At 62.2% G+C, this 16,457-nt stretch carries 13 protein-coding genes and 1 pseudogene; 6 read left to right on the top strand and 8 right to left on the bottom strand.

The features are described from left to right. From bamA to ACF8O8_RS12270, 3 genes are all read left to right on the top strand, one after another. Nucleotides 1-1,407, top strand: a 1,407-nt coding sequence (gene bamA / locus ACF8O8_RS12280) for an outer membrane protein assembly factor BamA (RefSeq protein WP_392509769.1), incomplete at its 5' end; no start/stop codon positions are given. A 130-nt stretch (nt 1,408-1,537) separates the two neighbouring features. Continuing rightward, the gene (locus ACF8O8_RS12275; RefSeq protein WP_010954247.1) at nt 1,538-1,921 is read left to right on the top strand and encodes a hypothetical protein; all 384 of its coding nucleotides are present in this window, start codon (nt 1,538-1,540) and stop codon (nt 1,919-1,921) included. 14 nt (nt 1,922-1,935) lie between these two features. After that, nucleotides 1,936-2,901 carry an endonuclease gene (locus ACF8O8_RS12270; RefSeq protein ID WP_047605231.1) on the top strand — a complete coding sequence of 322 codons (966 nt, stop codon included), beginning with the start codon at nt 1,936-1,938 and terminating at the stop codon, nt 2,899-2,901. A 42-nt stretch (nt 2,902-2,943) separates the two neighbouring features. Here ACF8O8_RS12270 and ACF8O8_RS12265 read toward each other — a convergent pair whose 3' ends face one another. The 8 genes and pseudogenes from ACF8O8_RS12265 to ACF8O8_RS12230 form a co-directional block, all read right to left on the bottom strand. Beyond that, on the bottom strand, nt 2,944-3,906 hold the full coding sequence (locus ACF8O8_RS12265; protein ID WP_010954249.1) for a D-glycerate dehydrogenase: 963 nt from the start codon (nt 3,904-3,906) through the stop codon (nt 2,944-2,946). A gap of 10 nt (nt 3,907-3,916) precedes the next feature. Beyond that, nucleotides 3,917-5,209 (bottom strand): MFS transporter, encoded by a 1,293-nt coding sequence (locus ACF8O8_RS12260; protein WP_014861724.1) that lies wholly within the window; start codon nt 5,207-5,209, stop codon nt 3,917-3,919. A 58-nt stretch (nt 5,210-5,267) separates the two neighbouring features. Further along, nucleotides 5,268-6,218 (bottom strand): sugar kinase, encoded by a 951-nt coding sequence (locus ACF8O8_RS12255; protein ID WP_087535524.1) that lies wholly within the window; start codon nt 6,216-6,218, stop codon nt 5,268-5,270. After that, nucleotides 6,211-6,990, bottom strand: a complete 780-nt coding sequence (locus ACF8O8_RS12250) for a sugar phosphate isomerase/epimerase family protein (protein WP_392509768.1) — start codon at nt 6,988-6,990, stop codon at nt 6,211-6,213. The genes ACF8O8_RS12255 and ACF8O8_RS12250 overlap by 8 nt, the downstream gene beginning before the upstream one ends. A 64-nt stretch (nt 6,991-7,054) precedes the next feature. Continuing rightward, a complete protein-coding gene (gene ptxS, locus ACF8O8_RS12245) occupies nt 7,055-8,074 on the bottom strand; it encodes a transcriptional regulator PtxS (RefSeq protein ID WP_392509767.1) in 1,020 nt (339 codons plus the stop codon). Between the two features lie 244 nt (nt 8,075-8,318). Next, nucleotides 8,319-9,566 carry a c-type cytochrome gene (locus tag ACF8O8_RS12240; protein WP_392509766.1) on the bottom strand — a complete coding sequence of 416 codons (1,248 nt, stop codon included), beginning with the start codon at nt 9,564-9,566 and terminating at the stop codon, nt 8,319-8,321. Nucleotides 9,567-9,578: 12 nt separating this feature from the next. Beyond that, a pseudogene (locus tag ACF8O8_RS12235) lies at nt 9,579-11,363 on the bottom strand (GMC family oxidoreductase). Nucleotides 11,364-11,366: 3 nt separating this feature from the next. Further along, on the bottom strand, nt 11,367-12,107 hold the full coding sequence (locus ACF8O8_RS12230; protein ID WP_060489445.1) for a gluconate 2-dehydrogenase subunit 3 family protein: 741 nt from the start codon (nt 12,105-12,107) through the stop codon (nt 11,367-11,369). A gap of 350 nt (nt 12,108-12,457) precedes the next feature. Here ACF8O8_RS12230 and icmH point away from each other — a divergent pair, with 350 nt between their 5' ends. The 3 genes from icmH to ACF8O8_RS12215 are packed head-to-tail and all read left to right on the top strand — an operon-like array spanning nt 12,458 to nt 16,375. Next, nucleotides 12,458-13,306 carry a type IVB secretion system protein IcmH/DotU gene (gene icmH, locus ACF8O8_RS12225; protein ID WP_010954257.1) on the top strand — a complete coding sequence of 283 codons (849 nt, stop codon included), beginning with the start codon at nt 12,458-12,460 and terminating at the stop codon, nt 13,304-13,306. 13 nt (nt 13,307-13,319) lie between these two features. Beyond that, nucleotides 13,320-15,497 (top strand): type VI secretion system Vgr family protein, encoded by a 2,178-nt coding sequence (locus tag ACF8O8_RS12220; protein WP_010954258.1) that lies wholly within the window; start codon nt 13,320-13,322, stop codon nt 15,495-15,497. Continuing rightward, nucleotides 15,497-16,375, top strand: coding sequence for a DUF4123 domain-containing protein (locus ACF8O8_RS12215; RefSeq protein ID WP_049587673.1), 879 nt, complete (start codon nt 15,497-15,499; stop codon nt 16,373-16,375). The genes ACF8O8_RS12220 and ACF8O8_RS12215 overlap by 1 nt, the downstream gene beginning before the upstream one ends. The last annotated feature ends 82 nt before the right edge of the window (nt 16,376-16,457 follow it).

Raw genomic sequence — 16,457 nt, 5'->3', positions numbered from 1 at the left:
AACGTCAACGGCGTGCCGCAACCCAACGACCAGGACCACACGGTCGACATCATGTTCGTGGTCGACCCGGGCAAGCGTGCCTACGTCAACCGCATCAACTACCGCGGCAACACCAAGACCGAAGACGAAGTGCTGCGTCGCGAAATGCGCCAGATGGAAGGCGGCTGGGCGTCGACCTACCTGATCGACCAGTCCAAGACCCGTCTTGAGCGCCTGGGCTTCTTCAAGGAAGTCAACGTCGAGACCCCGCAGGTGCCTGGCACCGACGACCAGGTCGACGTCAACTACAGCGTCGAAGAGCAGGCCTCCGGCTCGATCACCGCCAGCGTCGGTTTCGCCCAGAGCGCCGGCCTGATCCTGGGTGGTTCGATCAGCCAGAGCAACTTCCTCGGTACCGGTAACAAGGTATCCATCGGCCTGACCCGTTCGGAATACCAGACCAAGTACAACTTCGGCTTCGTCGATCCCTACTTCACCGCCGACGGTGTCAGCCTGGGCTACAACCTGTTCTACAACAGCACCGACTACAGCGATTACTACGACGATGGTGTTTCGTACTATGCAATCAACAGCTACGGCGCCGGGGTCAGCTTTGGCTACCCGATCAACGAAACCTCGCGCCTGACCTACGGCCTGACCCTGCAGCACGACGACATTTCGCCCGGCACCTACAGCGCTGACGAGATCTACGATTTCATCTCCCGCGAAGGCAAGAGCTTCAACAACCTCAAGGCGTCGATCGGTTGGTCGGAATCTACCCTCAACAAAGGCGTACTGGCCACCCGGGGCCACTCGCAGAGCCTGACGCTGATGGCTACCACCCCTGGCAGCGACCTGTCGTTCTACAAACTCGACTACAACGGCCAGGCTTTCCTGCCGGTGACCAGCAACACCACGCTGCGCCTGCACACCAACCTGGGCTACGGCAACGGCTATGGCTCCACCGACGGCTTGCCGTTCTATGAAAGCTACAACGCCGGTGGGCAGGGGTCGGTACGCGGGTTCAAGGACGGCACCCTCGGCCCGCGCAGCACACCGGCTACCGGGGCCTATTCCAACGCTGGGCAGGCTTACTATTCCGACCGCGACACCGATGTGCTGGGGGGCAATATCCTGATTACCGGCGGTGCCGAGTACCTGTTCCCGCTGCCCTTCGTGAAGGACCAGAGCCAACTGCGCAGCTCGGTGTTCGTCGATGCCGGCAACGTGTATGCCGACACCTGCTACCTGTCCACCACCCAAGGCTGCGGCAGCGTCGACCTGGCGCAGATGGCTGTGTCGCTGGGGGTTGGCGTGACCTGGTACAGCCCGATGGGGCCGCTGAGTTTCAGCCTGGCGGCGCCATTGAAAAAGCCGGATAACGCCGAAACCCAGGTGTTCCAGTTCTCGTTAGGGCAGACCTTCTGATGCTGCTCTTGAAATGAACCGCGCAGCACGGGGGTTGAGCATTACCCGCTTTTACCCCCGCTTTACCCAAGTTGACAGTCACCTTGCCTAAGCTGGCCAGCACTCGAACCCCGCCCAGCAGGACACCCTCATGCCTCCGTTCACACCCTGTTTCCCTACATCACTGCGCGAAAATGAAATACCCGTCGCCCTGCTCGATCTGGTGCAGGAACGCCTGGCCACCCTGCTTGGCCCACGCTTCACGGTGGTACTGGGCGGTAGCGGCAACGGCGATGGTGTCAGTCATTACCACCTAGCAATCCAGCACAACCAGAGCGGGGTTTCCCTGGAGGATTACGGTGACGTCGGTGCCGGTTTCGTCGAGCACCTGCTGCGCATGGGCACCGAGGTGCGGGACATGCTCGACTCAGCCACATTCAGCCGTATGGGCAGCGACGACCCTGGCCGACCATTGGTATGGCTCCGCGAGCTGGTCAGCCCCGGGGAAACCATTACAATGCCCGGCCCAACCTGAAATATGTTTTCCCCATGAAATCACTGCTTTACGCCGTAACCTTATTATTTTCCTTTACCCTCCCCGCTCTGGCCAACCCGCCGGCCACCTTCACCGAAGCCAAGGTGGTGGCCAAGCAGAAGGTCTACCTGGACCAGGCCAGCAGTGCCATGGGCGACCTGTACTGCGGTTGCAAATGGACCTGGGTGGGCAAGTCTGGCGGGCGCATCGACGCTGCCTCGTGTGGTTACCAGACACGCAAGCAGCAGAACCGTGCCGAACGCACCGAGTGGGAACACATCGTGCCCGCCCACACCTTCGGCAACCAGCGCCAGTGCTGGAAGAACGGCGGCCGTGAGCACTGCGTGGACAACGACCCGGTGTTCCGCGCCATGGAGGCCGACCTGTTCAACCTTTACCCGGCCGTGGGTGAGGTCAACGGTGACCGCAGCAACTTCAACTACGGCATGGTCACTGGCAATGCCGGCGAATACGGCCAATGCACCACCAAGGTCGATTTCGTCCAGCGCACCGCCGAACCGCGTGACGAAGTCAAAGGCCTGGTGGCCCGCACCACGTTCTACATGTTCGACCGCTACAAGCTGAACATGTCGCGCCAACAGCAACAGCTGCTGATGGCCTGGGACAAGCAACACCCCGTGTCGGCCTGGGAGAAAGAACGCGACCGGCGCATTGCCGCGATCATGGGCCATGCCAACCCGTTCGTAAGCGGCGAACGCAAGTGGACTGCCGGCTACAAGCCGGTTGGCAGCGGCGTGGTACAGGCGGTGCCGGTAAACGCGGCCAAGCCAGAGGCCAAACCAAGCCTGGCCAGCGCCGGTTCGGTCGGCGCCGTGCTTGGCAACCGCAACAGCCACGTCTATCACCTGTCAGTCGGCTGCCCGGGCTACAACCAGGTTACAGCGAAGAACCAGGTTACCTTCGCAAACGAAGGTGAAGCGCAGGCAGCGGGGTATCGCAAGGCAGGCAACTGCCGCTGACCGTTTCAAAGGCTGCGCGGCCCCTGTGGGAGCGGGGGCGCGTCAGCCGTTGACCAGGTTTACCGGCCGCTCACCGGCCAGCGCGCTGAGCAGGTTGTCCACCGCGCAACGCGCCATGGCCTGGCGGGTTTCCTCGGTCGCCGAGCCGATATGCGGGGTCGCTACCACGTTATCCAGCTGCAACAGCGGCGAGTCGATCGGCAGTGGCTCGTGCACGAACACGTCCAGCCCCGCACCGCGGATGCGCCTGGCCCGCAGCGCTTCGATCAGCGCCTGCTCATCCACCACACGCCCGCGTGAGATGTTCACCAGTATTGCGTCAGGCTTCATCAACGCAAGTTCCCGTGCGCCTATCAGGCCTTCGGTGCTGGCGCTCAATGGCACCGTCAGGCAAACGAAGTCTGCCTGCTGCAACAGCTCATCCAGGCTGCACTGGCATGCGGCATAGCGTGCTTCCACCTCGGGCTTGGCACGCTGGCTGTGATACAGCACGCGCATGCCAAAGCCAGCGGCCGCGCGCCGGGCCAGGGCCTCGCCAATGCGGCCCATGCCGACGATGCCTAGCGTCTTGCCATGCACATCACTGCCAAAATGCGCCGGCCCCAGGTTGGCCTGCCAACGGCCGTCACGCACCCAGTTCGCCAGCTCCACCACCCGCCTGGCGGTAGCCAGGATCAAGGCAAAGCCTGTGTCGGCCGTGGTTTCGGTCAACACGTCGGGCGTGTTGGTGAGCATCACACCACGCCTGCTGAGTTCAGCAATGTCGTAGTTGTCCACGCCTACCGAAACGCTCGACACCACTTCCAGTTGCGGGGCAAGGTCGAGCAGGCTGGCATCCAGGCGCAGGCTGGCCCCCAACAACCCGTGCGCCCCCGGTAACGCATCGCGCAGGCGGGCCAGGGCATCGGGCTGGGTGGTGTCCACCCAGGTCACCTCGACGCGATCTTGCAGGCGTGCCATCAAGTCGTCGGACAGGCGTTTATACAGGACGATTCGCTTCTTCATTGCAGGTTTCCTAATGGTTCATGGCCAGACGCGAGCTATCGCGCTTTGCCCGGCCAGAGGTCTGGGAAGTATTGAGCGCAGCGGTAAGCGCCACTGCAGTCAGCAGCGCACCACACATGAACAGGTAAGAGGCGCCGGGCCCGCCCGTAGCCCCATTGAGGTAGCCCACCAGCCACGAGCCGCCAAACGAGCCCAGCGCCCCCATGCTGTTGATCAGCGCCATGGCGCCGCCTGCGACGTTGGCCGGCAGGATCTCGGGCACGATCGCGAAGAACGGGCCATAAGGGGCGTACATGCAGGCACCAGCGACCACCAGCAATGCATACGACAGCCAGAAATGCTCGCTGCCCAAGGCGTAGGAACCATAGAACGCCAACGCGGCAATCAGCAGCGGCGGCCAGACGAAGCGCTTGCGCTTTTGCAGGCGGTCGGACGCCCAGGACACGCCCACCATTGCCAGCACCGCCGCCAGGTAAGGCACCGAGGCCAGCCAGCCGGCCTGCACGATATCGACGTTCGCCGCCTGCTTGAGGATCGACGGCAGCCACAGCACGAAGCCATACACGCCGATGCTCCAGCAGAAGTACTGCAGCGCCAGGATGATCACTTGCGGCGAGCGGAACGCTTCGCGGTAGTTCTTTACAGGCTTGATACCCTGCTGCTCGGCAGCCAGCGCCTGCGCCAGGGCGGCCTTTTCCTGCTCGCTCAGCCAAGCCACCTGGGCCGGGCGGTCATCCACCAGGCGCCACCAGAAGAACGCCCAGATCACGGCAGGCAGGCCTTCGATGATGAACATCCAGCGCCAGTCGTAATGCTTGATCAGGTAACCGGACACCACCGACATCCACAGAATGGTCACCGGGTTGCCCAGCATCAGGAAGGTGTTGGCGCGTGAACGCTCGGCCCGGGTGAACCAATGGCACAGGTACACCAGCATGGCCGGCATGACCGCAGCCTCCACCACCCCGAGCAGGAAGCGGATGCCGATCAGCATGTAGACGTTGCTGACCATGCCGGTAAGCGTGGCAAGGCCGCCCCACAGGATCAGGCAGACGAAGATGAGCTTCTTCACGCTGCGCTTTTCAGCGTAGATGGCGCCGGGCACCTGGAAGAAGAAGTAACCGAGAAAGAACAGCGCACCCAACAACGAAGACAGCACCGGGGTGATGTGCAGGTCTTCGGCCATGCCGGAGGCGGCAGCGAAGCCGTAATTGGCGCGGTCCAGGTAGGCCAAGCTGTAGGTAAAGAACACGATCGGGATGATGTACCACCAGCGGCGCGGTGCCAGGCTTTGGCTTTGCATGGTTTGTTGCTCCTGAGCTTGTTTTTTTTGTTGCAACAGGTGATTCGGGTTGGGGCCTTTACGCGCTTCTGCGCAAGTCGTAGGCCTCCAGTTCATGGCGCAGCGGCAGCCCTTCCATGTCGCCACGCGACTGCACGGCACGGCTGCCGCACCAGTTGCCGCGCGCTACCGCCTCGGCTACCGGACGGCCCTCCAGTAGCGCGCTGAGCACACCGACGGCAAAGGCATCACCTGCACCGACGGTGTCCACCACGCGGCTGACTGGCACGGGGGCTACCTGCCCTTCGCCCTTGGCGCTGCGGAAGTAGGCGCCAGCGTCGCCCAGCTTGATCACCACCAGTTCCACCCCTTGGTCCAGGTAGAACGCGGCGATATCGGCCGGGGTGTGCTGACCGGTCAGCAACCGCCCCTCTTCCAGCCCCGGTAAAACCCAGTCGGCCTTGGCCGCCAGGGCATTGATTTCACGCACCATGCTGCTTTGATCGGGCCACAGCGAGGGGCGCAGGTTGGGGTCGAACGATATGCTGCGACCGGCTGCGCGCATTCCGTCCAACAGCGCGTGGGACAGCGCCCGACAGCTGTCCGACAACGCCAGCGGAATACCGGTAGCGTGCACGTGGCGAGCCTGCAGCCAAACGGGGCTCACCATCGCAGGTGACAACCTGCTGGCCGCCGAACCGCGGCGAAAGTACTCCACTGCCGGGTCGCTGCCATCCTCGCTGCGGGCCTTGAGCTGAAAGCCCGTCGGGTAGTTGGCATCCACCTCGACACCGGAACAGTCCAGGCCTTCGCAGCGCAAACTGTCGAGCACGAAACGGCCCAGCGAATCGTCACCAACCCGGCTCAGCCAGCGCACCTTGAAGCCCAGCCGCGCCAGGCCGATCGCCACGTTGCTGTCGGCGCCGGCGATGCGTTTGCCAAACTGCCCGACACCGGCCAGGTCACCGGCTTGCTCGGCGACGAACATGGCCATGGTTTCGCCGAAACACAGCACGTCATGTTCATGCATGGTCCAGCTCCTGCGCAGCGCCCAGTGCAGAAAGGTGACGCACCTGGGCCCGGGTCAGCGCCAGCAGGTCTTCGCCCACCAGGGGGTACTCGACGGCGCGCACCACGCCCGGTGCGAACTCGGCCATCAGCGCTGCCCACGCTTGCAGGTCCGCTGCTTGCGGCGGTATGGCAACCAGACGGCCATCGGCCCGGCGCTGCACAGCCTTGCAATGCACATAGCGCACCCAACGGCCTAGCTGCCTTGCAGCTTGCGGCGCAGGCTCGCCCTGCCACTGCCAGTTACCGATATCGAACGTCATGCCCAGGCGCAGCCCAAGCGGGTCGACACGCTGGAAAAACTGCAGCATCGGTTCGATCCTGCCACCTTGTGCGGTCTGATCGTTTTCCACCAGCAACAGAGGCCCATGGGCAGGCAGCAGCGACACCAGGGCCGTAACATCGCAGTGCTCATCAAAGTGCCCCAAGGAAACCTTCAGCGCCACCGCGCCAAGCGCCCGGGCTATTTCCAGCTTCTGCACCAGCAGCGGGTCGGGCACGCCTTGCGCGGTCCACAGTTCAAGGGGGGTGGAATACAGGCATTCCAGGCGCAGCGCGGCAATGACCCTACCCAGCGCAGCTGCGTCCGGTGCGCTGGCGAACAATTCTTCGCGCAATTCGACGCGGCTGACGCCAGCGGCTGCCAGCAGGTCCAGAAACTGCTCCTGGCCACGTTGGCGCACAAAGTCGGCGCCGTAGCTGGAGAGACTGATGGAAACGGGGTTCGCTTGCATTGTTCTTGTCCTTATGAAACCGGTTTCATTTTTGATCAGCAGCAGGCGCAAGCCTGCCGTTTTCTTACTGGGGTTGGGTTGAACCGCGGATGATCAGGTTGGCCTTGAAGTCGATGCGCCGGGCTGCGCCGCTGTCGCCGCGCAAGCGACCGAGCAGGCTTTCGAAGGCCGCCACGCCGATACGCTCGGTGGGCTGGGCCAGTGCGGTGATGCCTTTGCCGACCAAGGGGTACCAGTCGAGGTCGTCGAGGGCGATCAGACCGACATCGGCAACCAGGTTGCGCCCGGCCTCGAGCAGCGCCCGGGTGACCGCCAAGGTGGCAACGCCGTTGAAGGTGAAGATGGCTTGCGGACCATGACCACTGTGGGCAAGAAACGAAGCCAGTTGGCCCTGCAGCCCGGCGCCGATTTCCAGTACCTGCTGACGCATGCCTGGCCGTCGGCTGATCGACGCGCCGAATGCCTGCACCCGCTCCAGGCGTGAACTGGTGCCATCGAGGGGTTCGCTGACCGCCAGGATGTCGCGGTAGCCCTGGGCTTGCAGGTGGTCCAGGGCCTGCTCGACTGCGCCAGCATTGTCCAGGCCGACAAGGTCCACATTCAGCTCGGGCAATTGGCGGTCGACCAGCACCATGGGGATGTCACGCTGCAGGTTGAGCAGCTCGCCGGGGTGGTGGCCGAGCGTGTTCACGATCAGCCCTTCGACGTTGTAGCTCTGCAGGGCCACCAGGTGGTGACGCTCCTGCTCGTCGTCGCGGTTGGTGTTGCACACCACCAGGCTGTAACCATGCTGACGGCAGGCGGTTTCCACGCCGTGCATCACGGCCACTGAATAGGGGTTGAGGATATCGGCCACCAGCATGCCGATCAGTCGCGTCTGGCCGCGCTTTAGGCCGCGAGCCATCTGGTTGGGGCGATAGCCGAGGCGTTCGATGACCTCTTCCAGCCGCTTGGCCGTGGCTTCGGCCAGCAATTGGCGGTCGCCACCGATGTAACGGGAGACGGTGGCTTTGGAAACGCCAGCAACACGCGCCACTTCACTGATGGTGACCCGTTCGCGGGTATGGGCAGGCGCGTCGGTCATGGGTTTTCCTTATGATTGTTTTAATAGTGATGAAACCGGTTTCAATACAGCAAAAATGCGCGGGTTCGTCAACAGGCCGTTGGTCGGGCACGAAGACAGGAAATGTTAAATCGCATTAAGAATATTGCATAGGTCATTGATATTAATAGATTTAGATCTACGGGATCGGGATTAGGGATGGCACAGGCTTCGCCCGTGTTCGCGGGTAAACCCGCTCCTACGGGCGAGGGCGCTGAAAAACACGTCAGCGAAGCGACTTTACATCACCGGCGGTGACGGCACTGCCTTGGTTACCCCAACTGCTGCGAATGAAATTCACCACCTCGGCAACCTCCTGGTCACTCAGGCGCCAGCCGAAAGCCGGCATGGTGAAGTTCGACGGTGCACTGTGCGTTGCCGGTACCGTGCCACCGGCGAGCACCACATGGATCAGCGACGTGGCATCCGCAGTCTGCACCACCGGGTTGCCGGCCAAAGCCGGGAACACGCGGGTGTAGCCCTGCCCGTCGGTGCGGTGGCAGGCCGCGCAGTTGTCGATGTACACCGCCGCCCCAGGCTTGCTGTCGTCACCCGTCCATAGCGCATCGGCTACCTGCTTGTCGTACACATGTGGCTGGTCATCCGGATTACTCGGCGGCAGGGTTTTCAGGTAGCGGGCGATAGCGGTCAAGTCAGCATCACTCATGTGCTGCATGCTGTGCTCGACCACATCGCTCATGCCGCCGAACACGGCGCTACGATCACTGCGCCCAGTCTTGAGAAACTGCACCAACTGCGCTTCGCTCCAGCTGCCCAGGCCGTCTTTGTGATCACCACGCAGGTTCTTGGCAATCCAGCCTTCCAGCGGTGCGCTGCCGGCCAGAAACTGCTCACCATCGGCCGCGCTCAGGGCCTTCTCCTGCATGGTCAGTGCCCGCGGCGTATGACAAGCGCCACAGTGCCCAAGGCCCTCGACCAGGTACGCACCGCGGTTCACCACAGCGTCAGCTGTCGCCGATGCCTGCCAGGGCTTGGCCTCTGGAGCGAACACGCCGCGCCAGATTGCCAGCGGCCAGCGCATGCTCAGCGGCCAGGGAATGTCAGAGGCCTTGTTCGCCTGCTCGACAGGCGCCACGCCCTTCATGAAATAGGCGTAGAGCGCCTGCATGTCCTGCTCGCTGACCCGCGCATACGATGGGTATGGCATGGCCGGATAGAGCGTACTGCCGTCCTTGCCGATCCCCCTGCGCACGGCCTGGTCGAAGTCTTCGAAGCTGTACTGGCCAATGCCACTGGCCGCCGGGGTGATGTTGGTGGAGTACACCGTGCCAATCGGCGTTTCCATCGGCAACCCGCCGGCAAAGGGTTTGCCGCCTTTGGCGGTATGGCAGGCCACGCAGTCACCGGCGCGGGCCAGGTACTCGCCCAGGCGTACCTGCGCATCGTCATTCGCTACGGCCTGTGCAGCCGCACCGGCGCCCAGCACCAGGGTGGCGATCAACAGTGTCTTCATGCTCATCGCTCCTCAAGCCTGGACCAACGGACCGGGGTTTTTCAGGTACTGCTCACGGATGGCGCGGGCCGACCAGTACGTGAGCGCAGCCACCAGCCCGGTCGGGTTGTAACCCAGCCCCTGCGGGAACGCCGAAGCCCCCGGAACGAACACGTTGTGTACGTCCCAGCTTTGCAGGTAGCGGTTCAGTGCACTGGTCTTGGGGTCAGTGCCCATGATCGCCCCGCCGTTCAGGTGGGTGGTCTGGTAACTGGTGGTGTTGAAGTGGTCCTTGACCTGCTTGCCCAGCACGGCAATGGCCTTGGGGTTCATCGCCTGGGCGATCTTGCTCAGCTTGTCGACCATGAACTGGTTCATCTTGATGTCGTTTTCCTGCCAGTCGAACGTCATGCGCAGCAGCGGCTGACCGTAGGCATCGCGGTAGGTGGGGTCCAGGTCCAGGTAATTGCCACGGTAGGACTGGTGTGCGCCGTGGGCGTCCATCGACACCTGGTGGGTGTAGTAGTCGGCCGTGGCTTTCTTCCAGGCACTGCCCCAGGCCGGTGTGCCCGGCGGGTTGGAGGTACCGGCAATCGGCCGGCTGCCGGCCTGGTTCACCCACATTGGCGAACCGCCGACGAAGCCGTGCGGGCCATGGTCGAAGTTGTCGGCGTTGAAATCGTCGATGGCAATGCCATTGCCACCCGCGCCGATGAAGTTGTTGGTGTAGGTGTCCTTGTCGAAGAACGCCTTCACTGTACCCATGTTCTGATAGGCGAAGTTACGCCCGACCACACCCTCGTTCTTTACCGGGTCGTAAGGTTTGCCAATGCCGGAAAGCAGCATCAGACGCACGTTGTTGAACTGGAACGCCGCCAGAATCACCAGCTCTGCCGGCTGCTCCACCTCGCGCCCCTGGGCATCGATGTAGGTCACGCCGGTGGCCTTGCGCTTGCTGTCGTCCAGGTTCACCCGCAGCACGTGGGCATTGGGCCGCAACTCGAAGTTGGGCACCTGGCGCAGCGCCGGCAGGATATTCACGTTGGGCGAGGCCTTGGAGTACATGTAACACACGTAGCCGCTGCAGAAACCGCAGAAGTTGCAAGGCCCCATCTGCGCCCCGTAGGGGTTGGTGTATGGCCCCGACGTGTTGGCCGACGGCAGGTTGTAGGGTTTGTAGCCCAGGCTGGTGGCAGCCTTTTCGAACAGCCTTGCCGATACAACGTTCTTCTGCGCGGGCAGCGGGAACGGGTTGGAACGGTCCGGCGCATAGGGGTTGCCGCCCTTCCCTTCACCGACCACCTGGCCTTTGACGGTCCAGGCCTGGCCTGAAGTGCCAAAGACCTTTTCGGCAAAGTCGAAATAGGGCTCCAGCTCTTCGTAACTGACGCCGAAGTCCTGGATAGTCATGCCTTCGGGAATGAACCTGCGCCCGTAGCGCTCTTCATAGTGGCTGCGCAGGCGCAACTCGACGGGGTCGACCCGGAAGTGCACACCCGACTAGTGCAGGCCCGCGCCCCCCACGCCCTTGCCTGGCAGGAATGCGCCCAGCTGGCGATTGGGCAATGCCACGTCATTCACGCTATGGCGGACAGTGACGGTTTCTTTCGATACATCGACGAACAGCTTCTTGCGCACGCTGTAGGTCAGCTCATCGATCACCTGCGGGTAGCTGCCTTCGGGGTAGGTATCCTGCATCGGCCCCCGCTCCAGGGCTACCACGTGCAGCCCGGCCTCGGTCAGCTCTTTGGCCATGATCGCACCGGCCCAGCCGAAGCCGACGATCACCGCATCCACTTTGTTCAACACCGTCGCCATGCCTCAGGCCCTCTCACCACGGATCGATACAGCCGGGAACGGGTAAGGCTCATTGCGCTCGACCCAGTCCATGAAATCGGCGCGGGCGCCGGGGAAGCCGATCTGAGTCCAGCCGACCATGCCTTTGTTGCCGCCATGAATCGGGTCGCAGAAGAACCCTTCACGCGTGTTTTGCACCAGCAGGCTGAAGAACACCTTGGCCGGAACGGATTCGAAAACCAGCTCTCCTGCCTCCAATTTGCTGAGAATGCGGTCCCGGGTAGCGCTATCTTGCGCAGCAAAAACCTGTCCACCATTGGCCTTGCACCAGCCATCCACGGCAGCGATGCCCAGGCGGTAGATTTGTTGCGGGCTGAGCTGCAGCTGGTAGCCCAGTTCGGGCGGGGCGTCGGCGTTGAACGGCCCTTGCATGTACCACTGTGCGCCAGTCGCGTAGGGGGTATTCATCTGGCGGTCGATGAACTCGGCGGCACCCGCTTCGAGTGCCCCTGGGCCAAGCTCATCGGCCGGGATGATGCGCGACACGGCAGCCTGGACAAAAGCCCACTCCTCGGCGCTGAAGAATGTCGGTCGATAGTCGCCCGCAGGTGGCGTGGCGGGCACGTTCGGTTGCTGTTGCGGGGCCGCAAGCAGCTGGCTGGCGCCTGCGCCAAGGCCCGTGCTGGCCACGGTAACGACAGGGATCAGGGTCAAGGTCTTGCGCAGAAAATCCCTGCGCGGGTTGTCTGGGGCATGCTCAGGCATTGCGAATCCTCATCGGCTGTGGGGCGGCCTTGATAAGCGCCATCTGATTTTCAATTGAGAGGTGATCTTGATAGGCCATCAAGAGACAGCCGAATAATCTAGCGCGTTCAGAAAGGTTTTGAAACCGGTTTCATGCTTTGCCTTCCCTACCTGTACAAAACATCATTTTTTTGACAAGAAACACTTAAAAACAACTTTTAGCGAAACTTCTTACAACGCATTAGGAAGTTTCAATCTGTCTCAAAAATTGATTCCTCGTTAGGCTTCAAACTTTCGCAAATGCTTGCGCCCGGCCGCATGGAAGTAGGTGCACTGCGAGTGTTTGACCTGCCAAGAGACGAGGATCAAGGATGCCCAAAGAGTCCGACCGCACTGGCAAACCAGTGCCCGCCCACCAAAAGCCAATCCTGCTTGAAGACACAAATGAAACCCCACGGCCTCCTGGTGGCGCGGGTCCTGAATACGCAACAGATCTGACCAGCTACCCGGCCGACCCGGACTTTCAGCTACGCGGCGGCTACGACAACCTCATGCTCGACGCGGCAAGCCAGCTGTTCGGCCTGGTCATTCGCCTGCGCACACTGGATGACCTGCCCAACATCCAGTTCGTGCACAAGACCGTGCAAACGCAGATCGGTACTATCCGCGAGGAAATGCGACAGCACGGCTATTGCGCGGTCCATCAGGAAGTCTATTCCTACGCCTTGTGCCTGCACCTGGACGAGGCCGTGATGACCCGCCCCTGGGGCCAGAACTCGTGCTGGAGCCACGAACCGCTGCTGAGCATCTTCCACGACGAAACCCAGGGCGGCGAAAAGATCTTCGTGCTGCTCGAGCGCATCATGCAATCGCCAAAGGAATTCCAGGATGTGCTGGAGTTCCTGTACTTCTGCTTTTGCCTGGGCCTGCAAGGCAAATACGCCCTTGACCCCAAGGGCGATGAAATCCTTCGCGCGTTGATCAGCCGGATGCACAAGGTCATTCGCCAACTGCGTGGCCCCACGCCGGAAACAGTGAGCGACCCCTATAGCAACGTCGTCCATTGCCCCCACCGTATGCGCCGCTGGCAGTGGCCCTGGTGGACCCCGCTGGTCATCTCGGTCATCGCCATGGTCTGCGCCTACAGCTACTACAGCTACCGCCTCGACCTGCTAACCGCCGAAGTCGTCGAATCGCTCAACGCCATTCTGCAGCAGTAACGGGGGACGCCACATGCCCAGCCAATCCGATCTGCGCTTCACTTTCCAGCCGCTGGTTGGCCGTAGCGAGTTTGAGGTGGTGTCGTTCGAACTGGACGAAGCCATCAGCTCCCCGTTCCGACTACAACTGGAGCTGGTCAGTTTCGAAGACGATGTCGACTTCGCCCAGCTCCTCGACAAACCGGTGCTCTTCACCCTCTGGCAGGGTGAGCGCCCGTTGCGCTACGTGCACGGCCTGGTCAGCACCTTCAGCCAGGGAGAAACAGGCTTCGATCGCACCCGTTACCGGGCACTGGTCGAGCCCGTGCTGGCCCGCGCCGGGCTGCGCTCGAACTGGCGCATCTTCCAGCAGAAAACCGTGCCGCAGATTCTCGAGATCATGCTCAAGCGCCAGGGCGTGAATGCCTACGAGCTCAAGTGTCTCGACCCGCATCAGGTGCGCGAATTTTGCGTGCAGGCCGGTGAAACAGACCTCGACTTCATGGCCCGCCTGGCCGCCGAGGAAGGCATTGTCTACCGCTTCGACCACACGCCGAAACAGCACTTGCTAATCATCACTGACCGGCTGCTGGCGCTGGGCCAGATCAGCCGGGGGGCCATCAAGACCGATGATGAGGATGAAGGGTTTCACAATGACGACGTGGGCCCCGATCAGGTGCTGTACCGATCCGTTGGAGGCGGCGATCAGGCCAGGCCTTGCCTGCGGCGCTTGCGTTACAGCGAACAGGTTCGAACAGCGCGGCAGGTGCAACGGGACTACACCTTCACTCACCCACAATACCGTCAGGAACACCAGGCTTACGACAATAGCAACACCCATCAATCGCTGAACTATGAGCGCTTCGACTACCCCGGCCGATACAAGCGTGATGCGGTCGGGGTTCCGTTCACTGCCACCCGCCTCACGGCCCTGCGCCATGATGCACGCATTGCCGAAGTGGAAGGCGACGATGTGCGCCTGCAACCGGGGCTGAGCTTCACCCTCATCGAGCACCCGCGTGAAGACCTCAACGTGCACTGGCGCACGGTCAGCGTGCATCACGAAGGCACCCAGTTCACCAGCCTGCAGGAAGAGGCCGCCGACTCGCAGCAAGGCACCCGCTACAAACAGGAAGCATTGCTGGTTCCCGGCAGGACCGAATGGCGCCCGGCCCCCCTGCCCAAGCCACGCATCGACGGCCCGCACATGGCGACGGTGGTCGGGCCCAAGGGCGAGGAAATCTATTGCGACCAATGGGGCCGGGTGAAAGTGAGCTTTCCTTGGGACCGGGAAAGCGAAAACAACGAGTTCAGCTCCTGCTGGGTGCGCGTGTCGCAAGGTTGGGCGGGGGGCAGCTGGGGTTCGATGGCCATCCCGCGCATCGGCCAGGATGTGATCATCCAGTACGTCAACGCCGACCCGGACCAGCCGATGATCACCGGGCGCACCTATTGCGGTAACCAGTTGCCGCCCTATGACCTGCCCGAGCACAAGACGCGCATGACCATCAAGAGCCAGACCCATAAAGGCGAAGGCTTCAACGAGCTGCGCTTCGAGGATGAACTGGGTCGGCAGGAGGTGTTCATTCATGCCGAGCGGGACCAGAACAACATCGTCAAGCACGACGAAACCACACGCGTGGGTAACGATCGTACCGAACGCGTCGAACGAGACGAGACGATTTCGATCGGTCAGGACCGTCGCGAAGACATTGCCCGTGACGAGTCTGTTGGCATCGGCCAGAACCGGGTACACGAAATCGGCAACGACGACAGCCTGAGCATCGGCCGCAACCACAGGATCACCACAGGCAAGGACCGAATCGAACAGGTAGGGAACCACCGGCAGGACATCACCAAGGCAAACCACACGGTAGAAATCGGCGGCCACCGCGAACAGGTCGTTGCCGGTCACAGCACGTTGCAAACGGGCGAAGCCATCCGGCACACCACCAAGGTTTATGACATCCAGGTCAGCGAAAGCCTGACGATCCGCAGCCCCGCAGGGCTTTTGAGAGTAGACGGCGCCGGTATAACGCTGGACGGCCTGGCGCTGGCCTTCAAAGGGCCTGTCAGCCAGCAGGCTACGGGTAGCAATCGCGTCACTTCAACGTCTGGCGTACCAGCGCCTGGCGAACCCATTTGCCTCAGCTGCCTGCTCAAGGCGATCGCCGACGGCCACACCATCATTCGCATGGAAGGAGCAAGCTGATGCCCAGCCCATTTGTCAGAGCAATGGTCGATGTGCTGCGGGCATCCGATCACTATCGCCTCAGCGCCATCGTGGAAATGGCCAATTTGACACCCAAGGTGCAAGAACAACTGACCGGGCACTACACGGGCCGCTGCTGGCCACTGCTGCAGCAAGCCCAGTTCAGCAACCTGCGGACAGCAGGCCCTTGGTTGTTCGGTTCGCGCCTCGGTTCCGATGTCTCGGCCCAGTACGACTTCCAGTGGCAACTTGAACAAGGTGCTGCTGGCGCCGTGTGCGGCTGGATAGTCAGCGCGCTTCCCGCTGCCCGGCTCGCCGGACACTTGAGCCACGCCAACATCGTCACGGGCACGGACGGCCACTCGTACCTGTTGCGCTTCCACACCGCCGCGGCTCTGCTAGTGCTGGACAGGCACCGTGAGCTGCCTGGGGTTAGCGAATGGCTGGCCCCCATCCATCACTGGTGGGCCCCCGTGGCGCACCCGAGCAAGCGGTTGTGGATGCAGATATCCGGCGGTGATCAGCCTCAATCCACGCACTGTCCGCCAATCACGTTGAACGAAGCGTGTTGGGCCGAACTGGCGGGTGACCCGCTGAGCTTTCAACTTGCCGAGTTGCTCAAGAACGAGCAGTCCTGCCCGTCCTTGCACGCTGCCTGCCACGGCACACGGGTTGGCTTGATTCAGCACTATCTGGATCAGGCGCGCGCACAAGGCCTGGGGCGAGAAGAAGACCTTATCAGCTATGTGCTGATGCTGGCTCGTGGTGGCGAACAGCTCAGTAGCTCGCCAGCCTGGCAGGAGGCGATTGCCGCCACGCGCGAGCAGCAGACATCCCTGATGGACAACGTGCAGCGCTGCCTGCGCACCAAGGACTGAGGCACAACACAACCATGGACTCACTCAGCGAAACCCTCGAACTGTGCAGGCGCATCACCTCCGGCTACCGCCCTGCCCTGCG

The sequence above is a fragment of the Pseudomonas sp. TYF_14 genome, assembly GCF_043105275.1.
GTDB classification, from domain to species: domain Bacteria; phylum Pseudomonadota; class Gammaproteobacteria; order Pseudomonadales; family Pseudomonadaceae; genus Aquipseudomonas; species Aquipseudomonas alloputida.
This window is presented reverse-complemented; position numbering and strand designations above follow the sequence as displayed.